15 protein-coding genes and 1 tRNA gene are annotated in these 12,207 nt (G+C 63.7%); 10 read left to right on the plus strand and 6 right to left on the minus strand.

Going from position 1 to position 12,207, the window contains the following annotated elements:
* Positions 1 to 14 precede the first annotated feature (14 nt).
* From CGR01S_RS03620 to CGR01S_RS03645, 6 genes are all read right to left on the minus strand, one after another.
* A complete protein-coding gene (locus CGR01S_RS03620) occupies positions 15 to 815 on the minus strand; it encodes a pilus assembly PilX family protein (protein WP_042422502.1) in 801 nt (266 codons plus the stop codon).
* A gap of 20 nt (positions 816 to 835) precedes the next feature.
* Positions 836 to 1,837 carry a PilW family protein gene (locus tag CGR01S_RS03625; RefSeq protein ID WP_084690547.1) on the minus strand — a complete coding sequence of 334 codons (1,002 nt, stop codon included), beginning with the start codon at positions 1,835 to 1,837 and terminating at the stop codon, positions 836 to 838.
* 1 nt (position 1,838) lies between these two features.
* Positions 1,839 to 2,495: a type IV pilus modification protein PilV gene (gene pilV, locus CGR01S_RS03630; protein WP_042422504.1), complete on the minus strand. Its 657-nt coding sequence runs from the start codon at positions 2,493 to 2,495 to the stop codon at positions 1,839 to 1,841.
* A gap of 5 nt (positions 2,496 to 2,500) precedes the next feature.
* Complete coding sequence (locus CGR01S_RS03635) at positions 2,501 to 3,076, minus strand: GspH/FimT family pseudopilin (protein WP_084690549.1); 576 nt, start codon at positions 3,074 to 3,076, stop codon at positions 2,501 to 2,503.
* 20 nt (positions 3,077 to 3,096) lie between these two features.
* On the minus strand, positions 3,097 to 3,651 hold the full coding sequence (locus tag CGR01S_RS03640) for a GspH/FimT family pseudopilin (protein ID WP_084690550.1): 555 nt from the start codon (positions 3,649 to 3,651) through the stop codon (positions 3,097 to 3,099).
* A gap of 97 nt (positions 3,652 to 3,748) precedes the next feature.
* Positions 3,749 to 4,048: a hypothetical protein gene (locus CGR01S_RS03645; protein ID WP_245616749.1), complete on the minus strand. Its 300-nt coding sequence runs from the start codon at positions 4,046 to 4,048 to the stop codon at positions 3,749 to 3,751.
* 87 nt (positions 4,049 to 4,135) lie between these two features.
* On the opposite strand from CGR01S_RS03645, the gene CGR01S_RS03650 reads away from it, so the two are divergent.
* The 10 genes from CGR01S_RS03650 to CGR01S_RS03695 all read left to right on the plus strand — a co-directional run bounded on the left by CGR01S_RS03650 (position 4,136) and on the right by CGR01S_RS03695 (position 12,193).
* Positions 4,136 to 5,305, plus strand: coding sequence for a pyridoxal phosphate-dependent aminotransferase (locus CGR01S_RS03650; protein ID WP_042422508.1), 1,170 nt, complete (start codon positions 4,136 to 4,138; stop codon positions 5,303 to 5,305).
* A gap of 124 nt (positions 5,306 to 5,429) precedes the next feature.
* Positions 5,430 to 5,696 (plus strand): 30S ribosomal protein S15, encoded by a 267-nt coding sequence (gene rpsO, locus CGR01S_RS03655; protein ID WP_042422510.1) that lies wholly within the window; start codon positions 5,430 to 5,432, stop codon positions 5,694 to 5,696.
* A gap of 199 nt (positions 5,697 to 5,895) precedes the next feature.
* The gene (pnp, locus tag CGR01S_RS03660) at positions 5,896 to 8,142 is read left to right on the plus strand and encodes a polyribonucleotide nucleotidyltransferase (protein ID WP_042422512.1); all 2,247 of its coding nucleotides are present in this window, start codon (positions 5,896 to 5,898) and stop codon (positions 8,140 to 8,142) included.
* 107 nt (positions 8,143 to 8,249) lie between these two features.
* Entirely contained in the window at positions 8,250 to 9,242 is a 993-nt protein-coding gene (locus CGR01S_RS03665; RefSeq protein ID WP_042423413.1) for an NAD(P)H-quinone oxidoreductase, read from the plus strand.
* On the plus strand, positions 9,239 to 9,982 hold the full coding sequence (gene tpiA, locus CGR01S_RS03670; protein ID WP_042422515.1) for a triose-phosphate isomerase: 744 nt from the start codon (positions 9,239 to 9,241) through the stop codon (positions 9,980 to 9,982). Before CGR01S_RS03665 ends, tpiA begins: the two co-directional genes overlap by 4 nt.
* Positions 9,983 to 10,022: 40 nt before the next feature.
* A complete protein-coding gene (gene secG / locus CGR01S_RS03675) occupies positions 10,023 to 10,433 on the plus strand; it encodes a preprotein translocase subunit SecG (protein WP_042422517.1) in 411 nt (136 codons plus the stop codon).
* A gap of 111 nt (positions 10,434 to 10,544) precedes the next feature.
* Positions 10,545 to 10,629 (plus strand) — tRNA-Leu (locus CGR01S_RS03680).
* Between the two features lie 81 nt (positions 10,630 to 10,710).
* On the plus strand, positions 10,711 to 11,070 hold the full coding sequence (locus CGR01S_RS03685; protein ID WP_042422519.1) for an NADH-quinone oxidoreductase subunit A: 360 nt from the start codon (positions 10,711 to 10,713) through the stop codon (positions 11,068 to 11,070).
* A gap of 24 nt (positions 11,071 to 11,094) precedes the next feature.
* Positions 11,095 to 11,574: a NuoB/complex I 20 kDa subunit family protein gene (locus tag CGR01S_RS03690; RefSeq protein WP_042422522.1), complete on the plus strand. Its 480-nt coding sequence runs from the start codon at positions 11,095 to 11,097 to the stop codon at positions 11,572 to 11,574.
* A gap of 10 nt (positions 11,575 to 11,584) precedes the next feature.
* Positions 11,585 to 12,193 carry an NADH-quinone oxidoreductase subunit C gene (locus tag CGR01S_RS03695; RefSeq protein ID WP_042422524.1) on the plus strand — a complete coding sequence of 203 codons (609 nt, stop codon included), beginning with the start codon at positions 11,585 to 11,587 and terminating at the stop codon, positions 12,191 to 12,193.
* Positions 12,194 to 12,207 lie beyond the last annotated feature (14 nt).

Below are 12,207 nucleotides of genomic sequence, written 5' to 3' on the forward strand. Positions count from 1 at the left end.
CTTCGGGTAAAAAATTAGTCTTTTCGATTCTGTCTGGCGTAAACTTGCTGAATGATTGCGCGCGTCACAGGTGTTCCATCTGCAGCACGTTTGCGTCCAAAAGCGATTGCGGTAATTCTATAAATCACTGGTGGGTTCATATTAAGTTGCAGGAAATTGTTATTGCTTGCGCCTTTGTTGTTAACGATAAGTCGACTTTTGTCGGCACTGGCATCATAAGGCAAAATTTCTATCCAATACCATCCGCCTCGATCATTTGCGCTCCTGTCGGTAAGGATTGGATTGGCAGGGTTATCTGCATCTCCGAGCGTTGCATCGGTATATTGACCATAGCGAGCACCCACATTTGGATCCAGCATGTCGGAAAGTTTAACCTCGCCCGGTTGAATGTTAGAAGGGGCAGGGATCAGCGCGCTGGTGTAGTTCCAGAAATCTTGCCTCCCGGAGCGTTTGGTGCATAGGCCGCTAAAGCACTTGGTCGGCTGTGTATCCAATTCTGCCAAGGTGCGCATAGCCTCGACTTTATCTAAAGGAATTTTTGCTGCCGCAGCGATATTGTTTCTGCAATTTATTCCTGTGCATGGGAGTCCGTCAGGGCGCTCGTTGCGGATGTCGAGTTCTGCATCCTGAATCAAGGCCTCTGCGGCCATAAAGGCGCGTTGATAATCAGCGTCATTGCCCACAATCATCTCGTTGAACATTGATGTGCGCGACGCCCATAGCGCCAGTAACATGGACAACATCACAAATACAATGACTATAAAAAGCGCCACACCCTTCTGACGCGGCTGGTGGTGAAAGGGGCTGGATGGCATGATGACTTCTCGTATGAAATTTATAGTACTGTGCCAATCAAACCTTGGCTCCGGAGTTGGAAGATATTTCGGAAGGCCATGTGCATACGGTTTGTACGTGGTGCAGTGAGTGTTCTCATGTCAACCAGCGCATTATTGCAGTCGCGGTAACTGGTGCTCGGGTCATTGGCTGGTGGAGATTGGGGAAGGCTGATAGATTCAGTCCCATATAGAACAAAGCAAACTTCTACAGCCTGCACTCGGGCCCAATCGGTATCCGTAGCTATAGCCGTCGCATCTACCTTGCGTATTGTAGGATTCCCGGGTGTGGTTCTGTTATCTTGAAGGAGGTAGCGTACTTGAAAATCGGCTACATTTTGAAGCAATGGTTGACCTGCGGTATTGGGCGGAGGAAGAGTCAATCCTTCATTGCCGGCGCAGCGTAGCTGGTTTTTGTCGTCAAGCCAGAAAATATTTTCTATCCGTTGATCAGTGCTGGAATCTGCGGGGCCGCCAAGACAATTGCGGGATAATGCCTGCTCTGTTGCACTTACAAAAACGGGTTCTGTGTATCTCCGATAGCCGACCAAGAGTGAATCTGGCGATGCTGTACCGGTTACGGTTTGTTTTGGATTTTCTGCGTCAAAACTAGATATTGCTGAGGATGCGCTTGATTCTGGTGAAGGTGCGATTTCAATAGCAACTCCAATATTGTAGGGGGACTCGGTTTTTGTATTGCCTTCGGCACTTAAATTAATGCGAAGAGACCCAGCTTGACGTGCCTGCATGCCAATCACCCGCATGGCATAGGCGGCTTGTTGTTGAATATTGCTTGCGTCACTTACCGTGCCAGATATGCCGCGCGAGATCATTAGTGCCCCCATGGCGACCGCTATCACTAGCAAACCAATAGCGATGCCCACCATCAACTCGATCAATGTAACGCCTTTTTGAATTAGTGGCGACACAGGGAGGTTGATCGAGAGGCGTTTCTCCTGAATGCCAACGGCGGGCGCATCAATCTTGAGGGTGGTAGATCGCATTTCAAGCTCCAGGGCAATAATAGGTGGTTGCACCACCACCAGGTGCATATGGCGCACAGCGGGCGGGGACGGAGATATACTGCAGGTGGCAGACGAATCCGGCAGGGCACGCTGCTTGTGAGCCACCTTGATTTTTGAATGTACCGCCATCATTGATTTTTGTAGCATCAATGTTATCTTTGAAGCCACTGTCGGCATCGTGGCGTTCGTTTTCACGCCATGCAATCATTACGCCGAGTTGGCGGTTCGTTCCGGCAGGGAGCCCGCTTTCGGCTTGTGGAATGAAAATACTGGCTTGACCTTGTGGCAAAGTGCTGCTGACGATTTGCTTCCATCCAGCAAGATCATATGCAGCCAGTTGTGACGAATCGCAACCCGAAGCACAGCTTCCGATGGAGTGGGTGGCGTTAAAATCCGATACAAACGAATTGGAGTTGCGCAACGCATTGGGATTGACCTTCATGCGCTCACCCAGGTCCTCGATGAGCCGTATGGCCTGGGCACGGCGCACGGTGGTAGACGTGTCGGTCAGCGTGCGCATTTGCACACCCACGATGCCCAGGATGCCCAGAGCCATGACGACGATGGCAATCAGGGATTCGATGAGCGCAAAACCGCGCAGGTGCTGTGGGAGGTGCGGAGTTCTTGAATCGGCCATGGTAGTTATCCTGTGCATGGAATTTCTGCTGGTGGAATCACGCGGATGCGGCCGCCGGAGCTCATGCAGACGCCGCGTGCGCCAGGGTGGTTGGTGGATTTGTCAAGTGGCACCAGGCTGAAACCCAGCCAGGTGCCGTCGACCAGGCCCCAGCGGTTGAGCTTGATCCCCGATCCGCCGCCGGTGCGGGTCACTTGCACCCGGGCGGGGGTGTCTATGCGCTGCAGCACGAGCTCACTTGCGTTGCAGGTGCCGTTGTTGTTGGTGTCGTGACAGACGAACCAGCCGCAATCCCAGTCCCGGTTGCCGGTGGCGCTGTTGCAGCCGTTGGTGTTGTTGGGGATTTTTTGGATGACCACCTGCCCGCCGCGTTTGATGGCCTCGGAGCGCGCAAGATACAGGCTGGACGTCAGTTGTTCTGTCGCCTGGCGCACGCGCCAGCCTTCGATCAGCGGGGTGAAACTGGGTGCGGCCAGGGACGCCAGGACAGCAACGATGGACACCACCACCATCAGCTCGATGGCCGAAAACCCGGTCACGCGCCGGAATGCGGGCAGGGAGAGCGGATGGCGGAGGTGCATGGTTTCTCGTCCGTGCGGGTTCAAGCGGGGCAGGCGGCCCCTTGTTTCATTTGCACAATGCGCCCGCCGCCCGCAATGCACAGCCGGATGGCGCTGATGTCCGTATCGCCCTTGCCATTGGGTTTGAGCAGGATATTCATCGCTGCCGGAGCACCGCCGTTGGCTTCCGAGAGCATGCCCCAACGGTCCACGTAGAGCTGCAGCTTGCCGTTGCTCTGGGCCAGGCTGACGCGGCTGGGGGCGGCGTTGACTTGCAGGTCTGTGGTGGTGCCGTTCTGGGTGTGGGTGACTTTCCAACCCTGATCCCAGCCTCCGGTGGCATCGATGGTGATGCCGCCCCCGCGCTTGATGGCTTCGGAGCGCGCGTAGTACAGGGTGGAGGTGAGATTTTCTGCGGCCTCGCGCACGCGCCAGCGCTCGATCAGGGGCTGGAAACTCGGGGCCGCCAGCGCCGCCAGGATGGCGACGATGGATACCACCACCATCAGCTCGATGGCGGTGAATCCGGCGTGGTGTGCCGGCCCCTTTTGCGCGGGTGCGCTGAAGGCTGGGCGTGGAAATGCGAAGAATGGCATAGGAACATGCTATGGGCGCAGGGGGGCAAGGGCGCCCGGGCGGGGATGAATGGCGCCTTGGCGCAGACGAGCGGTCAATAGCTTGCTGGCGGTGCGCTTACCGGGTGTAGCCCAGGCAGGCGCCGGCGTTGTGCATGCCTTTGCACTCGCGTTTGAGCCGCCGGTCGCGCTGGGCCGGGGACTCTTCCGAAGGGCTGCGCTGGTAGGTGATTTTGCTCACGCCTTTCTTGCGGGGCGCTTCGGCGGCGGCGCTGCTGCCCTGGGCGCGCTTGGCCAGGGCGGCGCCCGGGGCGCCCAGCAGGCCCAGTGCCAATACGGCAGCGAGCAGCCGCGCCGCCATGGAGACGGAAGCGCGCGGGACCGTGCGGGAGGGTGGGGGTGTGTGCTGGGGTGTCATGCGGGGGCTTTCGGTGGGTGTGGGGCCGCAGGGGTGGGGGATGCCGTAGGATGCCGCGGCTTGTTCCTTCGGTTTTTCCATGCTGCCATGCGCCAGACCATTCTTGACCTCGAAGAATCCCGCATCCGTGAAGTTGCCAATGCCGGCATGGGGCGCAGCGATGTGCTGGCTTTCTGGTTTGGCGAGAGCGATGAGGGCACGCCCGAGGTCGTGCGCCAGGCGGCCATGGAGTCCATCGCCCGCGGCGAGACGTTTTATGCCCACAACCTGGGTCTGCCGGAGCTGCGCGAAGCGGTGGCACAGTACATGACGCAGTTGCACGGGCCGGTGGCGGCCGATCGCATTGCCATCACCTCCGGCGGCGTCAATGCGCTGATGCTGGCCGTGCAGGCCTTGGTGGACGCCGGCGACGAAGTCGTGGCGATCACCCCTGTCTGGCCCAATCTGACGGCGCAGCCGCTCATCATGGGCGCGCACTTGCGCTGCGTGGCCCTGGCGCCGCAGGCCGATGGCCAATGGGCCCTGGACATGGAGGCGCTGCTGGCCGCCATCACGCCCGCGACGCGCCTGCTGGTACTCAATGCGCCCAACAACCCCACAGGTTGGACGCTCACGCGCGCCGAGCAGCAGCGCATCCTGGCGCACTGCCGCAGCACGGGCACCTGGATTCTGGCCGACGAGGTGTACGAGCGCCTCTATTACGAGCCTTCGGCCCAGGGCTGCGCCCCCAGTTTCCTCGATGTGGCCGAGCCGCAGGACCGTCTGGTGGTGGTGCACAGCTTCTCCAAGAGCTTTTTGATGACCGGCTGGCGCCTGGGCTGGATGGTGCTGCCGCCCGGCATGGCGCCGCAGGTGGGCAAGTTGATCGAGTTCAACACCTCCTGCATCAGCGTGTTCACCCAGCGTGCCGGGCTGGCGGCGCTGCAGCATGCCGACGCCATCACGGCCCAGGTGGTGGGCCACCTGCGGCGCTGCCGCGACACCCTGGTGCCGCTGCTGCAGGCGGTGCCGGGGGTGCAGGTGGCGCCGGCGCGCGGGGGCATGTATGCCTTCTTCCGGCTGGCCGGGCAGGACGATTCGCTGGAGGCGGCCAAGCGCCTCGTCCTGCAGGCGGGCCTGGGCCTGGCGCCGGGCAATGCCTTCGGGCCGCAGGGGCAGGGCTGGCTGCGCTGGTGCTTTGCTTCGCGCGATCCGCAGCGACTGCAAGAGGGGGTGCGCAGGCTGCAGGGGTGGCTGGCGTCCGCGAGCCAGTTATAATCGACGAGTTTTGCATGGTGCAAGACGCACGCCAGTTGCCGTTCCAGCTTCTGGCGCAAGTAAAACCCGTGCCTGCTGGCGGCTTCACAAGGGCTGCCGCGCACCCAACCACACAGGAAAACCAATGATCTCCTCTTCCGCCAAGGCCGAAGTCGTCAAGGCCAACCAGCGCGCTGCCAACGATACCGGCAGCCCTGAGGTCCAGGTGGCGCTGCTCACCGCCCGTATCAACGAGCTGATGCCCCACTTCAAGACGCACGCCAAGGACCACCACGGCCGCCGCGGCCTGCTGCGCATGGTGAGCCGCCGCCGCAAGCTGCTCGACTACCTCAAGGCCAAGGATGCCGACCGCTACACCGCGCTGATCAGCAAGCTGGGCCTGCGCAAGTAAGCCCTACCGCATGCAGGGAACGCCTGGGTTAGTGCGCTGACTCAGGCGTTTTTTGCTTTGGCTGGGGTGCCAAGCAGAGCGAAGCTGTGTCATTCCAATGAATTGCCGCGCGCGGTTTCACTGGAATGGCATCGTTTGCTGAATTGGCCTCCAGCGCCCGCTGGCAGAGCGCTGCCAGCTATTTATTCAGGAGCAAACCATGACCATGTTCAATAAAATCACCAAGACCTTCCAGTGGGGCCAGCACACGGTCACCATGGAGACGGGCGAAATCGCCCGCCAGGCCAGCGGCGCCGTGCTCGTCAACATGGACGACACCGTGGTGCTGGCCACCGTGGTGGCATCCAAGTCGGCCAAGCCCGGCCAGGACTTCTTCCCCCTGACGGTGGACTACATCGAGAAGACCTACGCCGCCGGCAAGATCCCCGGCAGCTTCTTCAAGCGCGAGGCCAAGCCCAGCGAGCTGGAGACGCTGACCAGCCGCCTGATCGATCGCCCGATCCGCCCGCTGTTCCCTGAGGGCTTCTACAACGAAGTCCACGTGGTCATCCACACCATCTCGCTCAACCCCGAGGTGGATGCCGACATCGCCGCCATGATCGCCACCAGCGCCGCGCTGGCGGTCTCCGGCATCCCGTTCAACGGCCCCATCGGCGCTGCGCGCGTGGGCTACATCAACGGCGAATACGTGCTCAACCCGGGTCAGACGGCGCGCAAGAGCAGCCAGATGGACCTGGTGGTGGCGGGCACCGAAGCCGCCGTGCTGATGGTCGAGTCCGAAGCGCAGCAACTGCCCGAGGACGTGATGCTGGGCGCCGTGGTCTATGGCCATGAGCAGAGCCAGACCGCCATCAACGCCATCCACGAGCTGGTGCGCGACGCCGGCAAGCCCGTGTGGGACTGGCAGGCTGCGCCCAAGGACGAGGCGCTGATCGCCAAGGTGGCCGAGCTGGGCGAGGGCGCGCTGCGCGCCGCCTACCAGCACCGCAACAAGCAGGTGCGCACCCAGGCCTGCCGCGAGGCCTATGCCGCAGTCAAGGCCGGTCTGGCCGCGCAGGGCGTGGAATTCGATTCCGTGAACGTGGACAACCTGCTGTTCGAACTCGAGGCGCGCATCGTGCGCGGCCAGATCCTGGCGGGCGAGCCGCGCATCGACGGCCGTGACACGCGCACCGTGCGCCCCATCGAAATCCGCAATTCCGTGCTGCCGCGCACCCACGGCTCGGCGCTGTTCACGCGCGGCGAGACGCAGGCCCTGGTGGTCACCACCCTGGGCACCGAGCGCGATGCGCAGCGCATCGACGCGCTGGCCGGCGAGTTCGAGGACCGCTTCCTGTTCCACTACAACATGCCTCCCTTCGCCACCGGCGAAGTGGGCCGCATGGGCTCGACCAAGCGCCGCGAAGTCGGCCACGGCCGTCTGGCCAAGCGCGCCCTGGTGGCCTGCCTGCCGAGCAAGGACGAGTTCCCCTACACCGTGCGTGTGGTCTCCGAGATCACCGAGTCCAACGGCTCCTCGTCCATGGCCTCGGTCTGCGGCGGCTGCCTGTCGCTGATGGACGCCGGCGTGCCCATGAAGGCGCATGTGGCGGGCATCGCCATGGGCCTGATCAAGGAGGACAACAAGTTCGCCGTGCTGACCGACATCCTGGGCGATGAGGACCACCTGGGCGACATGGACTTCAAGGTGGCCGGCACCACGGCCGGCATCACGGCGCTGCAGATGGACATCAAGATCCAGGGCATCACCAAGGAGATCATGCAGGTCGCCCTGGCCCAGGCCAAGGAGGCGCGCATGCACATCCTCGGCAAGATGCAGGAGGCCATGGGCGAGGCCAAGGCCGAGATCTCGTCCTTTGCGCCCAAGCTCTACACCATGAAGATCAACCCCGAGAAGATCCGCGACGTGATCGGCAAGGGCGGCGCCACCATCCGCGCGCTGTGCGACGAGACCGGCTGCCAGATCAACATCGAGGAAGACGGCACCATCACCATCGCCTCCAACGACTCCGCCAAGGCCGATGAGGCCAAGCGCCGCATTGAGGAAATCACCGCCGAGGTCGAAATCGGCAAGGTGTACGAAGGCCCGGTCACCAAGATTCTGGACTTCGGCGCCCTGGTGAACCTGCTGCCCGGCAAGGACGGCCTGCTGCACATCAGCCAGATCGCCCACGAGCGCGTGGAAAAGGTCACCGATTACCTGACCGAAGGCCAGATCGTCAAGGTCAAGGTGCTCGAGACCGACGAGAAGGGCCGCGTCAAGCTGTCGATGAAGGCGCTGACGGAGCGCCCCGCCGGCATGGAGCGCCCCGAGCGCGGCGAGCGCGAGGAGCGTGGCGAACGCCGTGAGCGCCGCGAGCGCGCCCCGCGCGAGCACCGCGAGCAGCAGGTGCCTGCCATGCAGCAGGCCCCGGCCCAGGACGGCCAGGACGCTTCCCAGGAGTGAGTCCGGCGCCGCAGGCAGGCGCGCAGCGCTATGGTATTCGTAGCTGCTCGCGCTTGCCTGGTAAGCGTTTCATGCCAAAAACACTTGTAAATTGCCCGTCCATGCTCATGCAGGCCATCGAGATCTCCGCGTTCGGCGCCCCCGAGGTGCTGCGCCTGTGCGAGCGTGTGCGGCCTGAGCCCGGGGCGGGTGAGGTGCTGATCCGCGTGCTCGCCAGCGGGGTCAACCGCCCCGACGTGCTGCAGCGCAAGGGCCACTACCCCGCACCGCCCGGTGCCAGCGACCTGCCGGGCCTGGAGGTGGCGGGCGTGATCGAGGGCGGCGACGCCGCAGCCATGGCCGCCCAGGGGCTGCGCCCCGGCGACCGCGTCTGCGCCCTGCTGGCCGGCGGGGGCTATGCCCAGTGGTGCGTGGCGCCCGTGCAGCAATGCCTGCCGGTGCCCGCCGGCTGGAGCGACGCCGAGGCCGCAGCCCTGCCCGAGACCTTCTTCACCGTCTGGAGCAATGTGTTCGAGCGCGCGCGCCTGCAGCCCGGCGAAACCCTGCTGGTGCAGGGCGGCAGCAGCGGCATCGGCGTGGCGGCCATCCAGCTGGGGCGGGCCTTCGGGGCCACGGTCATCGTCACCGCGGGCAGCGACGACAAATGCGCCGCATGCCTGGCGCTGGGCGCGCACCATGCCATCAACTACCGCAGCCAGGACTTCGGGGCCGAGGCCTTGCGCCTCACCGCGGGCCGGGGCGTGGACGTGGTGCTCGACATGGTGGCGGGCGCCTATGTGGCGCGCGAGGTCGACTGCCTGGCCGAGGACGGGCGCATTGCCATCATCGCCGTGCAGGGCGGGGTGCAGGCGGGCTTCGATGCCGGCAAGCTGCTGCGCCGGCGCCTGACCATCACCGGCTCCACGCTGCGCGCGCGCTCGGTGGACTTCAAGGGCGCTATCGCCCGTGCGCTGCATGCCCATGTCTGGCCGCTGCTGGAGTCGGGGGCCGTGCGCCCGGTGGTGCACAGCCGGTTTGCCGCGCGCGACGCGGCACAGGCCCATGCCCTGATGGAGTCCAACCGCCATATCGGAAAAATCGTTTTGACGTGGGAGCCATGATGAAAAAACTCATTGCAGGCAACTGGAAGATGAACGGCAGCCTGGCCGCCAACGACGCGCTGGTGCGTGCCCTGCTGGGCGGCCTGGGCACGGCGGCGTGCGATGTCGCCGTGGCCGTGCCGGCCCCCTATCTGGCCCAGGTGCAGGCGCTGGCAACAGGCACGCCGCTGCAATTGGCGGCGCAGGACGTATCGCAGCATGAGTCCGGCGCCTACACCGGCGAATGGTCGGCCGCCATGCTGCGCGAGTTCGGCGTGCGCTACACCCTGGTGGGCCATTCCGAGCGCCGCCAGTACCACGGCGAGAGCGACGCCGTGGTGGCCGCCAAGGCCCAGCGTGCGCTGGCCGCGGGCATCACGCCCATCGTCTGCGTCGGCGAGACGCTGGCGCAGCGTGAAGCGGGCGACACCGAGTCCGTGGTGCGGCGCCAACTGGCGGCGGTCATCCACGTCAACGGCCACTGCATCAGCGAAGTGGTCGTGGCCTACGAGCCCGTCTGGGCCATCGGCACGGGCCGGACGGCCACGCCCGAACAGGCGCAGCAGGTGCACGACGTGCTGCGCGCGCAGCTCGCGGCGGCCAGCCCCCATGCCGCCAAGATCCGGCTGCTCTACGGCGGCAGCATGAACGCGGGCAACGCCGCGCAACTGCTGGAGCAGCCCGACATCGACGGCGGCCTGGTGGGCGGCGCGTCGCTCAAGGCGGCAGATTTCTTGCAGATCATCGCTGCAGCTCAATAAACAAGCGCGGATGGCGCTATCGAATCAGGAGTAATCGAGAATGAACTTGCTAGCGAATGTGGTATTGACGGTCCAGATCCTGTCCGCGCTGGGCGTGATCGGGCTGGTGCTGATCCAGCATGGCAAGGGGGCGGACATGGGCGCGGCCTTTGGCAGCGGCAGCTCGGGCAGCCTGTTTGGTGCCACGGGCGGGGCCAACTTCCTCTCGCGCAGCACGGCGGCGCTGGCGGCGGTGTTCTTCGTCTGCACGCTGGCCCTGGCCTACATGGGCAATGCCCGTCCGGCAAGCACCGGCAGCGTGCTCGAAGGCCCGGCCGCAGCCGCGCCTGCGCCTGCCGCACCCGATACGGGCTCGGCCGCCGCCATTCCCGGTGCTGCAACGCCGGCCGCACCCGCGGTGCAGGAGCCTGCATCGGCGGCTTCTGGCGCAGGTCAAACCCCGGCAAAATAAAGCACCGGGATATGTGGATTTCTCCCCGTAACAGGGTTTTTCCGGGGTAGAATCTAGGTCTGTCTGGGAAGCCAAAACCGCTCAGGTCCTCATGCCACCCAGACACGACAAGCCGTCGTGGTGAAATTGGTAGACACGCTATCTTGAGGGGGTAGTGGCGAAAGCTGTGCGAGTTCGAGTCTCGCCGACGGCACCAAACAACAAGCAAACAGGCCTGTCCGCATGTTCCGGTCTGCGAACGTGCTGGGCGAGGCTCAACGGTGAGCGCATCCACAAGATGAACCTCGATCAATATCTCCCCGTCCTCCTGTTCATCTTGGTGGGTCTGGCAGTCGGGGTTGTCCCCCTTGCTCTGGGCTACATCCTCGGCCCCAACCGTCCCGACCCCGCCAAGAACTCGCCCTACGAGTGCGGCTTCGAGGCCTTCGAGGATGCGCGCATGAAGTTCGACGTGCGCTACTACCTCGTCGCCATTCTCTTCATTCTTTTCGACCTGGAAATCGCCTTCCTGTTTCCCTGGGCTGTGTCCCTGCAGGAGGTGGGTGTCACGGGTTTTGTGGCGGTCTTGATTTTCCTGGCCGTGCTGGTCGTTGGCTTCGCCTATGAGTGGAAAAAAGGCGCCCTCGACTGGGAATGATCGGCTCGCACGAGGATTGACGCAATGATTGAAGGCGTGATGAAGGAAGGCTTTATCACCACGAGCTATGACTCCGTGGTGAACTGGGCCAAGACGGGTTCGCTCTGGCCCATGACCTTTGGTCTGGCCTGCTGTGCGGTGGAGATGATGCATGCCGCCGCGGCGCGCTATGACATCGGCCGCTTCGGTGCCGAGGTGTTCCGTGCCAGTCCGCGCCAGTCGGACCTGATGATTGTTGCGGGCACGCTGTGCAACAAGATGGCGCCGGCCCTGCGCAAGGTCTACGACCAGATGAGCGAGCCCCGCTGGGTGCTCTCCATGGGCTCGTGTGCCAATGGCGGTGGCTACTACCACTACAGCTATTCCGTGGTGCGCGGCTGCGACCGCATCGTGCCGGTGGACGTGTACGTGCCCGGCTGCCCGCCCACGGCCGAGGCGCTGCTCTACGGCATCATCCAGTTGCAGCAGAAGATCCGCCGCACCAACACCATTGCACGCGCCTGAGGGGAGGGCCATGACTTCTGTAGCCATTCGTCCCGAGGAGCTCCGGGAAAACGTCGCCCAGGCGCTGGGTGCGCTGGCGCGCTCGGTCACGCTGGCGCGCGGCGAGGTCACGGTGGTCGTTGCGGCTGCCGACTACCTGCAGGCCATGCAGACCCTGCGCGACGCGCCTGCCTGCCGCTTCGAGCAGCTCATCGACCTGTGCGGCGTGGACTATTCCGCTTACGGCGATGGTGCGTGGGAGGGGCTGCGCTACGCCGTGGTGGTGCATTTGCTCTCCGTCGGCCTGAACCAGCGCGTGCGCGTGCGCGTGTTCTGCCCGCAGGACGACATGCCGGTGCTGCCGTCGGTGGGTGGCCTGTGGGCGTCGGCCCTGTGGTTCGAGCGCGAGGCCTTCGACTTGTACGGCATCGTGTTCGACGGGCACGGCGACCTGCGCCGCATCCTGACCGACTACGGTTTCATCGGCCACCCGTTCCGCAAGGATTTCCCGCTCTCGGGCCATGTGGAGATGCGCTACGACCAGGAGCAGCGCCGCGTGGTCTACGAGCCGGTGAGCATCGAGCCGCGCGAGATCACGCCGCGCATCATCCGCGAAGAGAACTACGGAGGCCTGCACTGAGGCGCCCGTCGCCT

Source organism: Comamonas granuli NBRC 101663, from assembly GCF_000739995.1.
Taxonomy (GTDB): domain Bacteria; phylum Pseudomonadota; class Gammaproteobacteria; order Burkholderiales; family Burkholderiaceae_C; genus Simplicispira; species Simplicispira granuli.